We start from the raw sequence: 15,545 nt of genomic DNA, 5'->3' as shown, positions 1-15,545 counted from the left end.
ACAGCGCGCCGCGTGCAATAAGGTCGGCACAGCCCGCTGGCGTGACTTTGTCCAGTCGGGCCGCACCCACAGGCGCGCCCAGCGCGAGGCGCGACATCAAAACATCGAACAACCCCCCTTTCCCCCCCGCCTCCCCCCCGTCGCCAAAGCCAAAAAGGCGGGGGGGGGACCGTTTTTTGTTGGGGGGCAATGGAGGAAAAGGGGGGATGTTTTTTAAAAGATAAAAAAAAGTGGCAAGGCCCCTCCCTCCCCATCCAATTGTTCCCCAATTAATCCAAGGGGGGGAAAAACCGGGCTGCGAAGGAATTTTTGGGGAGGGAAAATTTCCCCGCCTGTTCCCCCCGCCGTTGCAGCTGTGGCGGGCGCGCCCTTAGCGCGGCTTTCAGCCCCAAAGCTCATTTTGCACGCCGCTACAGGTCCAGTTTGAGGCCCCCATTCCAGATACCGTTTCAGCCCCCCTTTCTTTCCGCCCCTCAGGAGCCCGCGCATCCATGTCCGATATCTCCCCGATCCTTTCGCTGCCCTATCTGCTGCCGACCCAGGCGCAGAAACATGTGACCCATAACGAGGCGCTGCAGCTCTTGGATGCGCTGGTGCAATTGCGTGTGGTGGATTTTGACGCCGAAACACCGCCACTGGAGCCCAACCCGGGTGAGGCCTATGCGCTGGGAGCCAGCCCCACTGGCGCCTGGGCCGGGCAGGCAACCCATCTGGCGGTCTGGCAGGGCGAGGGCTGGCTGTTCATTGCGCCGCTGACCGGCTGGCGCGCCTGGGGCGAAACCCCGGGTGAGCTGCGGATCTGGCAGGGCAGCAGCTGGGAGCTGCCCGCAGCCAAGACCCAGAACCTGGCGCAGCTGGGCGTCAATACCAGTGCCGATGCCACCAACAAGCTGGCCGTTGCCTCTGCCGCCAGCCTGTTCACCCATGCCGGCGGCGGCCATCAGCTGAAGCTGAACAAATCCGCCAGTGCAGAGACTGCCGCGCTGCTGTTTCAATCCAACTGGAGCGGACGGGCTGAGATCGGCCTGCTGGGCAATGATGATTTTGCCCTCAAGACCTCAGCGGATGGCAGCAGCTGGAACAATGCACTGGTGGTGACGCCCGGTGGCCGCACCGGGCTGGGCACCGCCAGCCCTGCGGCGCAGCTGGAGATCGCCGGGTCGGGATCGGATTATCTGCTGGCCGGGGATGGGTCTGGCGCGGCCTTTCGGCTGGCCGCAGATGGCAATGGCGCTTGCGATGGCGCCTGGAGCGGCGGCGGCGCCGATTACGCGGAATGGTTTGAATGGGCCGATGGCAACCCTCTGGGCAAAGACCGGCGCGGGATTGCGGTGGTGCTGCAGGAGGACAAGATCCGCCCCGCCCGCACGGGCGAAGATCCCATCGGCGTCATCAGCGCTGCACCGGCACTGATTGGCGATGGCGACATGAATGAGTGGAAACACCGCTGGCTGCGCAATGATTTTGGCGCCCTGGTCCTGGACGCTGCAGGCAGGCGGCAGGAAAACCCCAGCTATGACCCCGACCGCCCCTATCGCCCCCGCAGCCAACGCCCGGAATGGGATCTGGTGGGGCTTTTGGGCAAGCTGCGCCTGCGCAAAGGTCAGCCCCATAGCCCCTGCTGGCTGCTGATGCGGAGTATCTCGCCGGATGTCGAAGAATGGCTGCTGCGCTAGCGGCGCCTAGCCCTTGCCCCCTACCCTTTGGCACCCTGGCCGCGGGCATAGACGTCCTCGTAGCGGATGATGTCGTCCTCGCCGAGATAGCTGCCGGTCTGCACTTCAATGAGCACCATCGGCAGCTTGCCGGGGTTTTCCATCCGGTGCACCGCGCCCAGCGGGATATAGACCGACTGGTTTTCGCTCACCAGTTTGACCTCATCGTCCACCGTCACCCGGGCGGTGCCTTCCACCACGATCCAATGTTCCGACCGGTGATGATGGCTTTGCAAGCTGAGCGCCGCACCGGGGTGCACATGGATGCGCTTCACCTGGAAACGCTCACCCACAACCAGGCTTTCGAACCAGCCCCAGGGGCGGTGATCCAGCGGAAATTCGGTGGCCTGTTTGGCGCCCTTTGCCTTCAGCGCTGCAACCGCCAGTTTCACGTCCTGCCCGCGCGTGGCATCCGCCACCAGCACCGCATCCGGCATCGCCACGGCAATCACGTTCTTGAGGCCAATCCCCACAACCTCGAGGCTGTCATCTTCAGAGCGCAGCAGGCTGTTTTCGCAATCGATCGCGGTGGCAGCGCCACTGGTCACCACCCCCTGCGCATCGGGGCCACTTTCGCGCCAGACCGCATCCCAGCCGCCCAGATCGGACCAGCCGGCCGCAAAGGGCACCACGGTCAGATTGTCAGCCTTTTCCATCACCGCATAGTCGATCGAGATATCGTCGAGCGCCTCCCAAGCCGCAGGGTCCAGCCGGAAAAAGCCAAGATCATTTTCCCCCGCCGCGATCGCCGCCTCAACCGGGGCAATCAGATCCGGGGCATGGGCGCGAAATGCCGCAAGGATTGCCTGCACCGAGAACAAAAAGATACCAGCATTCCACAGGAAGGTACCCGAGGCGAGCATCGCCTCAGCCGTGGCCGCATCGGGTTTTTCCACAAACCGCTTCAGGCCGATGGCGCGAGGGCTGAAATCCGGGGTAAACTCAATGGGGTCGCCATCCAACTCCAGATAGCCATAGCCGGTTTCCGCATGGGTCGGCTTGATGCCAAAGGTGACAATCTGGCCCGCGCGGGCCGCCGCCTCGCCAGCCGCCACCGCAGCGCGAAATGCACCTGCATCCGGCACCACATGATCAGACGGGGCCACCAGCATCAGCGCATCCGGGTCGCTCTGTTGCAAATAAAGTGCTGCCGCCAGCACCGCAGGGGCCGTGTTGCGCCCGGCAGGCTCGATCAGGATGGCACCGGGATCAATGCCGACGCTGGCCAGCTGTTCGGTGACGATAAAGCGAAAATCAGAATTGGTCAGCACCATGGGGGCTGCATAGCCCGCCCCCGACAGCCGCTGTGCCGAGGCCTGAAACAGGGTGGTCTCACCGACCAGCGGCACGAATTGCTTGGGGTAGCTTTTGCGCGACAACGGCCACAGCCGTGTGCCAGAGCCACCGCACAAAAGAATGGGAGTGATCATGGCAGCACCTCTTTGAAATCACCTGTTTTGACTTGTCTGATTGGCCTACTTGGCTTGGTTAGCTTATTTTGACCGCAGGTTATCCAGCCCCTGCGCCAGGAACCAGTCATAAGTACTGCGAATGCCCTCTTCCAATCCGATCCCGACGCGCCAGCCCAGGCGATCAAGGCGGGAGACATCCATCAGCTTGCGCAGGGTGCCGTCGGGCTTGGACGGATCCGTCGTGATCTGGCCGGTGAACCCAGTGGCGCGCGCCACCATCTGCGCCAGCTCCAGAATGGTGACATCACTGCCGGAGCCCACATTGATATGGCTGAGCATCGGTTCGGTCTCGCGCGCATAGATCTCGCGGTCCAGATCCATCACGAACAGCGAGGCCGCCGCCATGTCTTCCACATGCAGGAATTCGCGCATCGGCCGCCCGGATCCCCAGATCACGACCTCCTCAGCCTTGGCCTCGGCGGCCTCGTGGAAGCGGCGGATGAGGGCGGGCAAAACATGCGAGTTTTCCGGGTGGAAATTGTCGCCGGGCCCATAGAGGTTCGTCGGCATCACCGAGCGGTAGTCCGTGCCATATTGGCGATTGTAGCTTTCACAGAGCTTGATGCCGGCGATCTTGGCCACGGCATAGGGCTCATTTGTCGGCTCCAGCGTGCCTGTGAGCAGCGCATCCTCACGCATCGGCTGCTCTGCGGCCTTGGGATAGATGCAGGAAGAACCCAGCTGCAGCAGTTTCTTGACGCCTGCGGCATAGGCCTGATGGATCACGTTGCATTCGATCATCAGGTTTTCATAGATGAACTGGCCCGGGTAGCTGTTGTTGGCAATGATGCCGCCCACCTTGGCCGCTGCCAGAATGACCTGATCGGGCTTTTCAGTCTGCATGAAATCACGCACAGCCATCTGATCAGTCAGGTCCAGCTCCGCACTGGTGCGGGTGATCAGGGTCAGATCTTCGCCTGCGGCGCGGCGCGCCTCGAGCTGGCGCAGAATGGCGCCTCCCACCATGCCACGATGGCCTGCAACGTAGATTTTGGTCATGTCTCAATCCTCATGACGCCCTGGCCCTCACCATCCATCTGCGGCAAGGGTCTCCAGGACCCTGACTGGAGGCCGCCCGGATCATGTCCGGGCGCACTCAAAATGGCTCAGCCCTCAACACTAACGGGCAGGTCCATGCCGTGCTCTTTCAGCAGAGCATGACGCCGTGCAGTCTTGAGATCTTCGCGCACCATCTCGGTGCACATCTCTTGCGTGGTGATTTCCGGCACCCAGCCCAGTTTCTCCTTGGCCTTGGTCGGATCGCCCAGCAGGGTCTCCACCTCGGCGGGGCGGAAATAGCGCGGGTCAATGCGCAGGATGACATCGCCGACCTTCAGCGCCGGGGCCGCATCGCCCTCGATGGCAGCCACAGTGGCAATTTCCTCGACGCCCGTCCCGGTGAACTCCAGGCTGATGCCCAGTTCGGCAGCAGACCAGGTGATGAACTCGCGCACCGAATATTGCTTGCCGGTGGCGATGACGAAATCATCGGGCACATCCTGCTGCAGCATCATCCACTGCATGCGCACATAGTCCTTGGCATGGCCCCAGTCGCGCAGCGCATCGATATTGCCCATGTAAAGACAATCTTCGAGCCCCTGGCCGATATTGGCCAGACCACGGGTGATCTTGCGGGTCACAAAGGTCTCGCCGCGGCGCGGGCTCTCATGGTTGAACAGGATGCCGTTGCAGGCATACATGCCGTAAGCCTCACGGTAGTTCACCGTGATCCAATAGGCGTACATCTTGGCGACAGCATAGGGGCTGCGGGGGTGAAACGGCGTGGTCTCGCGCTGCGGCGTTTCCTGCACCAGACCATAGAGTTCCGACGTGGAGGCCTGATAAAAACGGGTCTTTTTCTCCAACCCGAGGAAACGAATTGCCTCCAGCAGACGCAGCGTACCCATGGCATCGACATCGGCCGTATATTCCGGGCTTTCAAAGCTGACCGCCACATGGCTTTGCGCGCCCAGGTTATAGACCTCCTCGGGTTGCACGTCCTGCAGGATCCGCGTCAGGTTCGACGTATCGGTCAGATCGCCGTAATGCAGTTTGAAATTGGCATGATCCACATGCGGATCCTGATAGATGTGATCCACCCGCTGGGTGTTGAACGAAGAGGCCCGGCGTTTGATGCCATGCACCTCATAGCCTTTTTCCAGCAGAAACTCCGCCAGGTAGGATCCATCCTGACCGGTCACACCGGTGATAAGCGCTTTTTTCATGTATCGTCCTTACCAAACAAAGTCGGCGTCTCCTGTATAGATCGCCCCGATTATCCGCCCCATCGGACCGCCCCGCATGTTAGGCCCCGCATATTAGGCCATGACTGCCGCAGATGCCATTCATCAAATGGCTTTTGACGGCCGCCCTACCCTGCAAGCCCACAGCCCCAGAGGCAGCATTCCCATCGGCGCAAGCGGTTCATATCACGAAGAAACAGGTGGATTTCAACACTCTGGGCTGCGGGTGGCGTCAATATGCCGGATTCCGCGAATTCCCCGTGCCCTCGCGCCCGCTCTGATGATACAGAAACGGCAGCCGACCCTATCAGCGGATGCCAGCCCAACAGATGCCCTCTTCGTCCTCTTCCTTTCGCCACCGCGATATTCACCGCGATATTCTCTGGCTGGGCGCGCATAAAACCGGCACCACCTATCTGCAGGACCTGTTGTCCCATTCTGCGACGGCCCTGGCAGAGGCGCACCGCTGTTATATCGACATGCAGAGCTTTCGCAGTCTCTATACCCGGCCGCTGCTCTACCCGTCCCAAAGCGCGCCCCAAAAAACAACCAGCCCCGATGCAACCGTCCCCGATGCACCTCTCCTCGGTGCCAAAGGCACAACGGCCCCCCTTTTGGTGCCGCCTCTTGCCAGACAAGAGAACGGGCAGATAGATGGGCAGACAGATGCCCAAGCCAGGACAGCCCAGGCCAGCTACCTTCTGTTCGACGAGAATATCCTCGCCCTTGTGCAAGATGTGGTGCACCGCAGCGGTCTCTATCCCGAGGGGGCCGAACGGGCCCTGCGGATGGCCGGGGCGCTGAATCTGGAAGCCCCCGACATCGTGCTCGGCATTCGCGGATTTGCGGGCTATCTGCCTTCGCTCTATTGCGAGGTACTGAAATCGATGCCCTTCCTGCCTTTCGAGGATTTCAACACAGCGCCGCTGACCGCCCTGTCCTGGTATGATGTCATCGACCGGCTGCAGGCAGCCTTTCCACGGTCCCGCCTGCGGATCTATCGCGCCGAAGACCTGCGTGGCCGGGAAGAGGCACTGCTGGCCTGGATCGCAGACCTGCCGGTCGCGCAGATCGGCAAGGACAGACGCGCGTGCCCCCAAAGCAACGCCCGGCAAAGCAACGCCCGGCAAAGCAACGCCCGGCGCGAAGGGTTTTCCCATGCTGCCGTCACCGCGCTGCACCAGCTGTACCAGCAGGCCGGACAGGTCAGCCCTGCGGATCTGGCAGCCTGCCTGCAGGCGCATCCCAGAAACGCATCTGACAGTTCTCCAGGCAGGACCGCCTATTCCCCCTGGAGCGCCCGGGAGCGCCGCGATCTCGAGCTGGTCTATGCGCTGGATCTTGAGGCCATCGCGACCCTGGAGCGCGTCGAGATCTGGACCCCACCGTCCCGTAAAGACCGTTTCTAAAGCCCCTGCAAAGACCACAGCGAAGACCGCGAAGACCAGCGCGGCTTTGGGTTCAGCCTTTGGAGGGCTTGTCCTCTGCCTTCGAAGCAAAGGCTTTCAGGGCGTGGAATTCCTGCACCGCGCGCTGGCCTTCGGACCAGTCCACCAGCTGCGTCGCAGTCTGTTCAATCTGCGCCACCCGGTCTTCAAGGTTCTGAAACAGGCGCAGCATCTGCTGCTGTTGCCAGGTGGAAATCACCTCGCCCAGCCTGCCCTGTGCCAGCGCACGCGCAGCTCCCCAGGCCCGCTGAGCCACCACATCGTGGCGCATGGCCTGCCAATCCGCATCAACAATAGTTTTCAGGGTTTCCTCGGCCCGCACCGCATAGATCCACTGGGCTGCAGGCGCGAGCCGCTCCATGTGCCAGGCCATGTTTTCCAACAGCCAGCGCAGTACATCCGGGCGATACTGCGGATCAGGCAACTGTGCTACGATCCGCTCGTAATGATCAAAGAACACCGCCAGATCAGCCCCGGTCGCCGCCATGGTCTGCCCCGCCCGGCCCATGCGGTGGCTGCAAACGGATCTGTTGAAAAAGCCAATCTCTGTCGCCGCCAGACAGACCTGCCAGTGAAACGGGTTGTCCTCGTAGAAAAAATCCCCCTCGGGGAACCGGATCTTATGCGCCTCTAAAAAACTGCGCCGATAGATCTTGCGCCAGGGCACTCCGACCATCTGCAGCGCCAAGTGGCGACGCTCCTGCAGGCTTCTGCAGCCCTCGACACCACGCCAGAGCGACTGGTCCGAGGGCGGTGAAAACTGATCCTGAACCGCATCATAGACCCTGTAATTGGCAATCAGAACGTCGCAATTCTGAGCCTCAAAGCGTCGGCGCGCTGCCTGCAGACCTGCGGCATCCACCCAGTCGTCGCCATCGACAAAGAAAATCGCCTCTCCGGTGGCTTCGCGCAGACCGACATTGGCCGGGATGCCAACCCCGCCTGGGCTATTGACCCCCAAAAAGATCGGGCGCAGGGCGGCGCCCCGCTCTTTCAGTCGGGCCAGCGCTGCGGTGATCTCTTCGCAGCTGCCATCATCCGAGCCATCATCGATCACGATCAGCTCGTCACCCGGTGCGAGACAGGGGGCCAGGCTGTCGAGACAGGCCCCGATGTAGTCCTCGATGTTCCAGGAGGTAACGATAAAGGAGAACTTCATGACCAGCCCCGTCGGATATGCGCGGTGATCTGCTGGGCCAGATCCGGCGCGCGGGCCGCAATCAGCGCCATCGTCGCCGCGTCGTGACTGGCCAGCAGAAACCCGGAGATCCGCCGCTGAAACTCTGCGTGATACTGGACATCCAGCGTCTCCCGGATCCAGCCGAACAGGCGCAGATAGAAGGTGGTCATCGGCACCAGAAACCGCGGCGCCTGCGCCGTCGCGCGCAGCACCTCATGCAGCACCGTGAGCGCCTGAAACACCTCGAGCCGCTCGCGGTCCCGGCGGTTGGTCAACCGACCGCCGCCCTGCTGCACGAAATGCTCGCAGCACAGCGCGGTCGATGCATAGATGCGTCTGGCGTTCAGGAAACTGGACCAGTGCAATTCGATATCATTGTGCACCATGATCTCGGTGCAGCGGATATTGTGCTGTTGCAGAAAACCACTGCGATAGATCTTGTTCCAGGGATAGGCCGCAATCATCGCCATCTGTGCGGCCTGATCGGCAGTGATCTGCTGTGGTGCTACAGTATGCAGCCCCGCTGCCTGCCACAGTTCCTGATCCGAGGGCATCGGGCCGAGGCCGCCCCGTACGTCCCGGGCGCCGGGGGCACGCTGGCGGCTATCGATGTGGCGAAACAGGCAGAAATCAAACTCCACCCCATCAAGATCGCGCAGCAGATCCACCAGGGCGTCACACAGCAGATCATCGGAATCAAAAAACAGCACATGATCGGTCTGCAGCGCCGCAATGCCCATATTGCGGGCATGACCGGCACCGCGGTGCTCCGGGCTGCGCAGGTAGCTGATGCCTGCCGCCGTCTCGTCAAAGCCCAGATCGGCAGGGCGGCAGGGGGGATCGCTGGCATCGTCGCAGACAAGAATCCGATCCGCGATGTGCAGCTCAGCCAGCTGCGCCAGCAATCGCGTCAACCCCTCAGGGTCATTGCGGACCGGAATAACGACCGAAAGGTTCATACCCCAAAGAGCGACAGATCAATCAGCGTCAGCTGACGCAGATCCGGTGGGAAAAACAGGATCAGCTCACGCCAGGGCGCCTGGGGCGGGATATCATCGCGCTCTTCCAGCTTGACCAGATCCGCATGGGTGCTGGGCCCGCTATAGGAAATCACCCGCTTGCCAAAGAAAGCATCCTGAAACCCCTTGTCCTGGCCGCTGCGCAGGCAGGCCTGAAAGGTGATCGTCTCATCGGCGCGGGTCTTGCAGACAAATCCCATCACATCGCGCTGCGACAGGTCACAGCTGCCAAGCTCGATATTGAGCGACAGCCAACGCCCTGGCCGCTCGGTGGTCATTTCAAGGTTCAGCAGCTCACCGGCCGTGCTGGTGACATGGGCCCGGCTATCGCTTTCCGGATCGATAGACAGGAAAATCCCCGGGCTGAACCGCTTCGCGTCGGCGGGCTGACAGTCCAGATTTTGCGCCCGCAGAACCGCAAGGGCATGGTTCGCCTGAGCCTCAGCTCCGAAATCAACATTGTGTTTCATCAAGCCCCCAAATTTCATCACGCTCCCAAACAACCCCATCGCCCCATCGTTCCCAATCAATATTGCTCTGGCTGTTTAGACGCGTTTTTTCTGAAATATCAAGACTAACTTGCCGCCACAGCTGCCCGGGTCCGCATGCCTTTGATCCGGTTTCAGCCCCGCCTCCTCTCAACGCAGCCGGGACAGGCGATCTCGCGTCAGAGCGCGCGCGACCTGCAGAACCTGCTGTGCGCGCAGCTCCACCCGGTGATGCAGCAGCACCAGCTGGCGCAGGGCCGCGGCTTTTTCCTTTCGCGCCTCCTCATCGGCCAGATAATATCGCACGGCATCCTCGACCTCAGCGGCGGTGCGGCAGGTCACCACATGCCCCATGAAGATCTCTTCGCCCCTGAAATGATCCGAGATCACCAGTGCACCGGACAGCCCGGCATCCATGATCCGGTTCGACACGAAGCCGCGGTCTGCCATGTCCGGCCAATGATCGTTCAGCACGATGCGCGAGGCCCGATAGTAGGCCGCCAGCCTGTCGTTGGGCACATGAGTGCCGTGCAGATACTGGGGCGGGATCAGCCCCTCCCATTCGGCCCCATAGACCGCCACCGGCAGGTCGCGCTCGACACAGGCCTGCGGCATCCAGCGCGCCGCCTTGCGGGAATTGCCGACAAACAGCAGATCATGGCGCGGCACATCGCGCAGATCCACCTGCGGGTGAAACACTTCGGGGTCGGCACATTGCAGCATCGCCGAGGCCTGCATCCCCAGAGCGTCAATCACCTGCTCGGCCTCCGGGTAGGCGCTGACAAAGACATGGTCAAAGCCGCGCATCTCCTCCAGCGAGACCCGCGCAGGATGGCTGATGTGCCACATCAGGTTGATATGCCTGGGATCCGGCTCATAGGGGGTCACCCCGCGCAGCACCAGCGTGACATCATCTTCGGGGTGGTGATCATACCAGTCCGGCAGGATATCGACACGGGTGCGGCAGCCCAGCCTCTCGAGCGCCCGCGCCAGGCTCGCCGCCAGATGCAGATCCCCCCAGCGGTGTTTGAACTCGGGTCGTGGCGCTGGGACTTTCAGCGCGATCTGCAGCCCTTCCTGCCCCCAATACAGCCGCTCGTTACGATGCCTGCGCATCAGCGCCCGCGCCGCCGCCGGTAAGGCCGCCTGCGAGGAACTGACCAGTGAGGAAGGGGGCGGTGAGGCGGAGACCTGCGCAGGCGCTGTCCGGGCGCAGCCCGCATACTCCAGATGCAGCGGTGCCTGTTGTGCCGTCGCCTGCAGGATGAAATCCCAGGCCGTCGCCGCCCCGAGCCCCGGCGCAAAGCGCAGCCCGGCATCCGTCAGACTGCGCCGATGCACAAAGACCGCAAGATCAATGCCATCCCCTGCCACCAGCGCCGCCCGATCATAAGTGCGGGCAGAAGTTCGGGCAGAGCTGCGGGCAGAAGCCGACTCCTGCACCAGATTGGAATAGAGACAGCCCGCGTCGGAATGCGCTGTCAGGGCGGCAGCCACCTGCGCCAGATAGCCCGGCGCCCAGAGCGTATCGCCCGGCAGATAGGCGATGACCTCGCCCTGCGCCACCTCAAGCGCGGCGTTGCGCGCCGCAGCCACATCCCCCGCCGTCAGCGCCAGCAGCCGCAGCCGCCCTGCGGCGATTTCGGCGCCAAAACCAGCCGTGACCTGCGCCAGAGCCGCATCCGTTCCAGAAACATCGACCAGCAGCACTTCCAGCGGCGCGTGGCTCTGCGTCAGGGCTGCGGCCAGAGTGTCACCTACGGATTGCCCATCCCGCGTCCCGTCCTCCTGTGTCACGGTACAGATCACCGACACAGAAGGCAGCCGTTGTTGTTGTGCGGCAGCTATGCCGCCCTGCCCCGCAGAAAGAGACCCGGCAGGATAGGGCTTGCAGACAACCGGCTGCTGATCCGCCTGTTCAAAAGGCACATCCACCGCCACCATGTCGAACCGCAGCCCCGCGACCTGCGGCAAGTAGCCCAAGAGGCGCTCCACCGCATGGGCCAGCGTGCCGCAGATCTGCCCCGCCTCGGCCGGGAAATCCCGATAGGTCAGCTCCAGATCCAGCAGCGGCGCCAGCAGGCTGCTGCGACAACAGAAAAAAGCGCCGGCCGGAAAATCCGGGCAGACCGCAGGCAGATCCGGCAGCCCCATACGGGCCGCCAGATGGGCGCAGAGATCGCGGCTCTTGCCATAATTCGGAGCCCGGCGCAGCAGGGGCCAATAGCCCGGCGCCACCATGCCAAGACCAGGGTCGGCGGCAAAGAGATCCAGCATCTGCGCGGCCACCGCGTCTGACCCCAACAGACTATGACCAAGGAAGTCGAACCAGCCTGCGTGATAGCTGCCATGAGCGGATTTCTTGCTGTGCAGATGCAAAAACAGATCCGACTGGCGGATTTCCTCGCGGAAGGTCACCAGCCAGGGCGCCACATCCCGCCCCCGGTTCGGCCCCGGACGCAGGATCACCCGGCGCGCCCGCGGCAGCGCCTGCGCCAGACGGCGCTGAAGCCCCGCGACATCGGCGTCCTCGCGCACCGAGACCAGCAGGTCAAAATTCCCCGGCAGCCGCTGCAGTAACCGGATGCAGCGCCCGACCATATCCGGGTAAAACAGATGCAGATGCACCGCCAGCCGCTGCGGCACCGTCTCTGGCAAAGTTTCCGGCGGCTCGACATCCACAGGTTCATGCAGGTCGAGATCATTCAGACCTGGGCCATTCAAGCGCAGGATATGGCGAATGGGGCCGTATTCGCAGCGGCCAAAGCGATGCAGCGCCGCCGGGTGCCAGGTCCGGTCCAGAAAGAAAGGCATCGCCCGGCGGCCCTCCGGCAAGCCCACCTCCAGGTAATGCAGAAAGGGGTTGATCCCCATGGCTGCGACCTCTGGGTTGGCCGCCAGATACCCCAATGTATCAAACCAGCGATTTGGTGACAGGCCCAGACGCCAGCCATGGGTCAGGAAATGTGTCGCCGCATCCAGATCCTGCGCCAGCATCTCTTCGGTCAGAACATCTTCTGCCAATCTTTCGCCCGGCAGAGCCTGGGCAGCACAGGCCGCAACTGTCGCCCGGTAGAAGGGCGCATCAAAATGCTGACGCGCCAGCGCCTCCAGCTCTGAAGTCACAGTCTCTGGTGCAATCTCTGGTCCAGCTGCCCCAAAAGCGCGCCCTGAAGCATCGTGCGAAACATCTCCATGCAGATCCGGCAGGCCGGAAGGGCTCCCTTGCTCGCTCATGTAGCCTCCCCGCTGCCTGTGATCACTCGACCAATTGTACTTCTTCGCCCCACCTCGATCATATCTGCCACGCGCTCAATCATTCGGGCCAATTCCGGGCCAGTTCCCCGGCCAGCCCCATATCCCGCTGCCCTGCGCGGGGGCAGTCAAGCCCCGCCGACAGCGCCACGCAGCTCTTGATAGAGTGGCGCCTGATCTTCAGCCTGCGCGCCACCTTTGGCGACATATCCAGCATGGGGCAACAGCCCCTCTTCGGCACAGGGCAACAGCCCCTCGCGCCAGCCCTCCGTGAGATAATGCTCCAGGGGCTCCACTGGCAGCGCAATCGCATCCAGATAGGTGGCTTGGTACCAGGCCGCATCGAAGCGGGGATGTGGGCTGCAGCCCTCGACCCAGCCAATCTGCAGATAATGCCGCCAAGGGTCCACCGTTTCCGCCAGATCATAGTCCTGCGCATATTGCTGCCGATACCAGACCGGATCAAACAGCGGGTGCGGGCTGCGTCCCTCATGCCAGCCGACCTGCAGATAATGCGTCAGAGGGTCGACCCCCGCCGCGTCAACATCCTTGTTGCGGTCCAGATACCAGGCCGGATCAAACAGCGGGTGCAGGCTGCGCCCCTCACGCCAGCCGGTCTGCAGATAGTGCCACCAGGGGTCGACATCGGCGCTGAGCAGATCCGGATTCTGCAACAGATACCAGGCCGGGTTGAACAGCGGGTGCGGGCTGCGCATCTCGCGCCAGCCCCGCGTCAGGTAATGCTGGCTTGGCTCGATCCCTTCATCCGCAACCTCCGGATTCTGCTGCAGATACCAGGCCGGATCAAACAGCGGATGCGGGCTGCGTCCCTCGCGCCAGCCAAACAGGCTATAGTGTTTGAGCGCGCCCCCCGAAAAACCGGCAACATCCGGGTTCTCGCTGAAATACCAGGCCGGCGACAAAAGGGCTTCGATATAGGACATGGGTTTCAGTTCTCTATTCTTTGCAGACCATCAGGCAGATCATCAGACCTGAACTGCACATGTATAGCATCTTCGTGACCTGTCGCCCCACACCCCCATAACAACTCAGCTTCGGCCCCGCAAAAGGGTCACGATCCGGCGCAGCGGTGCGGTGATCTTCCAGGAGGTACTGTTGGTATAGGCCGCAGCCATCTGTTCCAGCTCGCCAATCCGGTGCTGCAGCTGACCAAGCGTCTCGGCCTGGGCTTCGCGTTCGGACACACTCCGGTCGCGATCCGCCGTCAGCCGCTGCAGCTCTTCGGCCTTATGCTCTTCGATCTGCCGGGCCTTGGCCAGCGCGGCTGTCAGCCCCTGAACCTCTGCGTCCAGCGCGGCGCTGTGCCCATCCGCGTGGCGCCGCTGCGCGGTCAGAACCTCTTTCAGCTGCACCTCGAATTCGTCCTGCAGCTTGAGACGCATCATCCGGGCGCTCTTGCCGACCTGGTCCCGCTCGGCGATCAGGCCCGCCTGATCTGCACGGAGCGCCTCCAGCTGTGTTTCAAGATCCTTGACCTGCGCCGCGTTTTCCTTGTTTTCACGACCGACATCCTCGGCCTCCTGACTGCGCTGTTCCAGCGCGCTGCGGATCTGCCAGCGGTCCTGCTCAACCTCCTGCAGGGTTTTCTGCAGCTCCTGCAGGCGCTCGTCGCCCTCCTGCAGGCGAGAGGTAAGCTGGGCCACGTCTTTGCCAGCCTGATCAAGCTGTCCGGTCAGGGCGGTCAGATCGGCCGTGCGGCTCTCGACAGAACTCTGCAACTCTCCCAGCGCGACCTCGTCTCTGGTGATGCGGGCCTGCATCGCCTGGATCAGCTGATCAAACATAGGAGCACTGGCTTCGAACTCCTCACGGATCTGATCCAGCACGCCATGATCGGCGTCATTTTCTCCCTGCTCCGTCCAGCGCTCCATGATTTCAAAGGTGCCCCGGACCCATTTGGAAACCAGCGGATTGTCGACCATCGCCTCGGCCTGCTCGACACTGTGGCGCAAATCCCGGCTCAGGAAGGCATCGACATCTGCCCCGACACGGGTGGAAACGCGCGGAAAATTGAGACCCGTGCGGCTCTGGAGGGTCGAGACCACCCCGCTCCAGTCCGTCAGCAGCCGGTCATAGCTGGTACAGCAGCGCCGCGCGCCGCGCGATCCCGACTCGGCCTCCAGGACATGGCGCAACCACAGCAACAGCCCCGTCGCCAACGGCCAGCCCTCACTTTTTTCCAGAGACCGCGCCACCTCCAGCGGGTTGCGGTGGGTCAGCACGTAAACGGGCTGGGTCTTGCGCTCCTGAAACAGCTGCGTCCAGAATGGCATCAGCCGACAGATACGCGGATCCTTCAGCACGAACAGGCGCGATTTACCGTAGTCCTCTGACAGCACCTCAGCGCCACGTTCCAGAAACTCTTCCATTCTGGGAGACTTGACCCATCCTGGATTGAACGCCTGCCAGTCGTCCCAGCTTGATCCCCCCGAAGCCAAGATGGCATCATTCATCTTGCAGATTTTCAGGGATTCATAGACCCCTTTGGGATTGACGGCATTGGGGGGCATGATCGCGGCCGGCAGATCGCAGCCGAGCCGCGCAAGAACTCCCGCCAGAGCAGAGGTACCAGAGCGATGCATGCCTAAAACGACAACTGCGTGACGGGATTTTGAAGTGGTTTTTTTCTTGGACATTCCTGGGGGGGTGCCTTCGCTAATATCGTCTATCGGGCGGAACTGCCCGGATCTTTCAGGTCCAAATC

11 protein-coding genes are annotated in these 15,545 nt (G+C 62.3%); 2 read left to right on the top strand and 9 right to left on the bottom strand.

Going from position 1 to position 15,545, the window contains the following annotated elements; genetic code table 11:
- Positions 1–491: 491 nt before the first annotated feature.
- On the top strand, positions 492–1,676 hold the full coding sequence (locus tag PH5382_RS16370; protein ID WP_058335470.1) for a peptidase G2 autoproteolytic cleavage domain-containing protein: 1,185 nt from the start codon (positions 492–494) through the stop codon (positions 1,674–1,676).
- Positions 1,677–1,696: 20 nt separating this feature from the next.
- On the opposite strand, the gene PH5382_RS16365 is transcribed toward PH5382_RS16370, so the two are convergent.
- The 3 genes from PH5382_RS16365 to gmd form a co-directional block, all read right to left on the bottom strand.
- A complete protein-coding gene (locus PH5382_RS16365; protein ID WP_058335469.1) occupies positions 1,697–3,145 on the bottom strand; it encodes a mannose-1-phosphate guanylyltransferase/mannose-6-phosphate isomerase in 1,449 nt (482 codons plus the stop codon).
- Positions 3,146–3,208: 63 nt separating this feature from the next.
- A complete protein-coding gene (locus PH5382_RS16360) occupies positions 3,209–4,186 on the bottom strand; it encodes a GDP-L-fucose synthase (RefSeq protein ID WP_058335468.1) in 978 nt (325 codons plus the stop codon).
- 107 nt (positions 4,187–4,293) lie between these two features.
- Positions 4,294–5,412: a GDP-mannose 4,6-dehydratase gene (gmd, locus tag PH5382_RS16355; protein WP_058335467.1), complete on the bottom strand. Its 1,119-nt coding sequence runs from the start codon at positions 5,410–5,412 to the stop codon at positions 4,294–4,296.
- Positions 5,413–5,744: 332 nt separating this feature from the next.
- On the opposite strand from gmd, the gene PH5382_RS16350 reads away from it, so the two are divergent.
- On the top strand, positions 5,745–6,839 hold the full coding sequence (locus PH5382_RS16350; protein WP_058335466.1) for a hypothetical protein: 1,095 nt from the start codon (positions 5,745–5,747) through the stop codon (positions 6,837–6,839).
- A 52-nt stretch (positions 6,840–6,891) separates the two neighbouring features.
- Here the strand turns inward: PH5382_RS16350 and PH5382_RS16345 are convergent, their stop codons facing one another.
- From PH5382_RS16345 to PH5382_RS16320, 6 genes are all read right to left on the bottom strand, one after another.
- On the bottom strand, positions 6,892–8,037 hold the full coding sequence (locus tag PH5382_RS16345) for a glycosyltransferase family 2 protein (RefSeq protein ID WP_058335465.1): 1,146 nt from the start codon (positions 8,035–8,037) through the stop codon (positions 6,892–6,894).
- Complete coding sequence (locus PH5382_RS16340; protein WP_058335464.1) at positions 8,034–9,017, bottom strand: glycosyltransferase family 2 protein; 984 nt, start codon at positions 9,015–9,017, stop codon at positions 8,034–8,036. The genes PH5382_RS16345 and PH5382_RS16340 overlap by 4 nt, the downstream gene beginning before the upstream one ends.
- On the bottom strand, positions 9,014–9,547 hold the full coding sequence (locus tag PH5382_RS16335) for a hypothetical protein (protein WP_156414946.1): 534 nt from the start codon (positions 9,545–9,547) through the stop codon (positions 9,014–9,016). Before PH5382_RS16335 ends, PH5382_RS16340 begins: the two co-directional genes overlap by 4 nt.
- 168 nt (positions 9,548–9,715) lie before the next feature.
- Positions 9,716–12,802 carry a rhamnan synthesis F family protein gene (locus PH5382_RS16330; protein WP_058335462.1) on the bottom strand — a complete coding sequence of 1,029 codons (3,087 nt, stop codon included), beginning with the start codon at positions 12,800–12,802 and terminating at the stop codon, positions 9,716–9,718.
- Between the two features lie 146 nt (positions 12,803–12,948).
- Positions 12,949–13,764: a hypothetical protein gene (locus tag PH5382_RS16325; RefSeq protein WP_058335461.1), complete on the bottom strand. Its 816-nt coding sequence runs from the start codon at positions 13,762–13,764 to the stop codon at positions 12,949–12,951.
- 105 nt (positions 13,765–13,869) lie between these two features.
- Positions 13,870–15,477: a hypothetical protein gene (locus PH5382_RS16320; RefSeq protein WP_197410065.1), complete on the bottom strand. Its 1,608-nt coding sequence runs from the start codon at positions 15,475–15,477 to the stop codon at positions 13,870–13,872.
- Between the last annotated feature and the right edge of the window lie 68 nt (positions 15,478–15,545).

Source organism: Phaeobacter sp. CECT 5382, from assembly GCF_001457775.1.
Classification (GTDB): domain Bacteria; phylum Pseudomonadota; class Alphaproteobacteria; order Rhodobacterales; family Rhodobacteraceae; genus Pseudophaeobacter.
Note: the sequence above shows the minus strand (reverse complement) of the source record. Positions and strands in the feature narration are given on the sequence as shown.

Bases quoted from the DNA above. Each gene is read 5' to 3' on its own strand.
- PH5382_RS16340 (WP_058335464.1), bottom strand. From the start codon at position 9,017: ATGAACCTTTCGGTCGTTATTCCGGTCCGCAATGACCCTGAGGGGTTG.
- PH5382_RS16330 (WP_058335462.1), bottom strand. From the start codon at position 12,802: ATGAGCGAGCAAGGGAGCCCTTCCGGCCTGCCGGATCTGCATGGAGAT.
- gmd (WP_058335467.1), bottom strand. From the start codon at position 5,412: ATGAAAAAAGCGCTTATCACCGGTGTGACCGGTCAGGATGGATCCTAC.
- PH5382_RS16365 (WP_058335469.1), bottom strand. From the start codon at position 3,145: ATGATCACTCCCATTCTTTTGTGCGGTGGCTCTGGCACACGGCTGTGG.
- PH5382_RS16370 (WP_058335470.1), top strand. From the start codon at position 492: ATGTCCGATATCTCCCCGATCCTTTCGCTGCCCTATCTGCTGCCGACC.
- PH5382_RS16350 (WP_058335466.1), top strand. From the start codon at position 5,745: ATGCCAGCCCAACAGATGCCCTCTTCGTCCTCTTCCTTTCGCCACCGC.
- PH5382_RS16320 (WP_197410065.1), bottom strand. From the start codon at position 15,477: ATGTCCAAGAAAAAAACCACTTCAAAATCCCGTCACGCAGTTGTCGTT.
- PH5382_RS16360 (WP_058335468.1), bottom strand. From the start codon at position 4,186: ATGACCAAAATCTACGTTGCAGGCCATCGTGGCATGGTGGGAGGCGCC.
- PH5382_RS16325 (WP_058335461.1), bottom strand. From the start codon at position 13,764: ATGTCCTATATCGAAGCCCTTTTGTCGCCGGCCTGGTATTTCAGCGAG.
- PH5382_RS16335 (WP_156414946.1), bottom strand. From the start codon at position 9,547: ATGAAACACAATGTTGATTTCGGAGCTGAGGCTCAGGCGAACCATGCC.
- PH5382_RS16345 (WP_058335465.1), bottom strand. From the start codon at position 8,037: ATGAAGTTCTCCTTTATCGTTACCTCCTGGAACATCGAGGACTACATC.